Consider the following 429-nt stretch of genomic DNA (forward strand, 5'->3'; position numbering starts at 1 on the left):
TAATTTCTTTATAGGGAATGGAATACACAGTCGGGTTGCCCGACAATATACTTCCATCATTATTAGTATTGTTATTATTAGTTAAATCATTATTAGTACTATTATTATTAGTAGTACGCCCTTTTCGGTTTTCCGTTTTTCCGTTTTCCGAAAACCCGTTTGCCGATAATCCGTTTTCCGAAAATGGCATTTCGGTTGGTTTTTCGTAAACTAAGTATTCAAAACCTTTAAACACACCGTTTTCAGCTCTTTTTTGTATTCTGTGAACATATTTATTATCCATAAGTTCTTGAACGCCACTATTGATTGATTTTTGTCCATCATTCATATGTTTAACTACTTCTGACGTGTATATTTGCCAATTGTCAGGACGACTTAGGAAATACAATAATATCCCTTTAGCTTTAGCACTTAAATTACTATCGAACA

The 429-nt window shown here is 32.9% G+C and carries 1 pseudogene; it reads right to left on the bottom strand.

Features of this window, described 5'->3' with window-relative positions:
• Positions 1-429: pseudogene (locus tag FPQ13_RS13870) on the bottom strand (conserved phage C-terminal domain-containing protein); the annotation flags it as partial.

Origin of the sequence: Allobacillus salarius, from assembly GCF_007559425.1 — a bacterium.
GTDB classification, from domain to species: domain Bacteria; phylum Bacillota; class Bacilli; order Bacillales; family Alkalibacillaceae; genus Allobacillus; species Allobacillus salarius.